The sequence below is a fragment of the Streptomyces sp. NPDC001822 genome, from assembly GCF_042892135.1.
GTDB lineage: Bacteria > Actinomycetota > Actinomycetes > Streptomycetales > Streptomycetaceae > Streptomyces.
Genome location: NZ_JBIATW010000031.1, coordinates 1 through 1,851 on the forward strand (window position 1 = coordinate 1; position 1,851 = coordinate 1,851).

Here is a 1,851-nt window from a genome sequence, read left to right on the forward strand (position 1 = left end):
AACACAGTGGACGCGAGCAACTGAGGACAAGCCCTCGGCCTATTAGTACCAGTCAGCTCCACCCGTTACCGGGCTTCCACATCTGGCCTATCAACCCAGTCGTCTACTGGGAGCCTTAACCACTCAAGGTGGTGGGAATACTCATCTTGAAGCAGGCTTCCCGCTTAGATGCTTTCAGCGGTTATCCTTTCCGAACGTAGCCAACCAGCCATGCCCTTGGCAGGACAACTGGCACACCAGAGGTTCGTCCGTCCCGGTCCTCTCGTACTAGGGACAGCCCTTCTCAATATTCCTACGCGCACAGCGGATAGGGACCGAACTGTCTCACGACGTTCTAAACCCAGCTCGCGTACCGCTTTAATGGGCGAACAGCCCAACCCTTGGGACCGACTCCAGCCCCAGGATGCGACGAGCCGACATCGAGGTGCCAAACCATCCCGTCGATATGGACTCTTGGGGAAGATCAGCCTGTTATCCCCGGGGTACCTTTTATCCGTTGAGCGACAGCGCTTCCACAAGCCACTGCCGGATCACTAGTCCCGACTTTCGTCCCTGCTCGACCCGTCGGTCTCACAGTCAAGCTCCCTTGTGCACTTACACTCAACACCTGATTGCCAACCAGGCTGAGGGAACCTTTGGGCGCCTCCGTTACTCTTTAGGAGGCAACCGCCCCAGTTAAACTACCCATCAGACACTGTCCCTGATCCGGATCACGGACCCAGGTTAGACATCCAGCACGACCAGAGTGGTATTTCAACGGCGACTCCACAACCACTGGCGTGGCTGCTTCAAAGTCTCCCACCTATCCTACACAAGCCGAACCGAACACCAATATCAAACTATAGTAAAGGTCCCGGGGTCTTTCCGTCCTGCTGCGCGAAACGAGCATCTTTACTCGTAGTGCAATTTCACCGGGCCTATGGTTGAGACAGTCGAGAAGTCGTTACGCCATTCGTGCAGGTCGGAACTTACCCGACAAGGAATTTCGCTACCTTAGGATGGTTATAGTTACCACCGCCGTTTACTGGCGCTTAAGTTCTCAGCTTCGCACACCCGAAAGTGCACTAACCGGTCCCCTTAACGTTCCAGCACCGGGCAGGCGTCAGTCCGTATACATCGCCTTACGGCTTCGCACGGACCTGTGTTTTTAGTAAACAGTCGCTTCTCGCTGGTCTCTGCGGCCACCCCCAGCTCAGGAAGCAAGTTCCCTCACCAGTGATGGCCCCCCTTCTCCCGAAGTTACGGGGGCATTTTGCCGAGTTCCTTAACCATAGTTCACCCGAACGCCTCGGTATTCTCTACCTGACTACCTGAGTCGGTTTAGGGTACGGGCCGCCATGAAACTCGCTAGAGGCTTTTCTCGACAGCATAGGATCATCCACTTCACCACAATCGGCTCGGCATCAGGTCTCAGCCTTAACGTGTGACGGATTTGCCTACCACACGGCCTACACCCTTACCCCGGGACAACCACCGCCCGGGCTGGACTACCTTCCTGCGTCACCCCATCGCTTACCTAGTACAAGTCTGGTTCATCGGCTCCACCACTACCCTCAACTCCGAAGAGATCGGGCCGGCTTCACGGACTTAGCATCGCCTGATTCAGTATTGGGCGTTTCAAAGCGGGTACCGGAATATCAACCGGTTGTCCATCGACTACGCCTGTCGGCCTCGCCTTAGGTCCCGACTTACCCTGGGCAGATCAGCTTGACCCAGGAACCCTTAGTCAATCGGCGCACACGTTTCTCACGTGTGTATCGCTACTCATGCCTGCATTCTCACTCGTGAACCGTCCACAACTCGCTTCCGCGGCTGCTTCACCCGGCACACGACGCTCCCCTACCCATCCCA

At 56.2% G+C, this 1,851-nt stretch carries 1 rRNA gene (only partly in view); it reads right to left on the minus strand.

The features are described 5' to 3' along the window. Positions 1 to 22: 22 nt before the first annotated feature. Positions 23 to 1,851: ribosomal RNA gene (locus tag ACFYY2_RS34670) — 23S ribosomal RNA — on the minus strand; it runs 1,371 nt beyond the window's last position.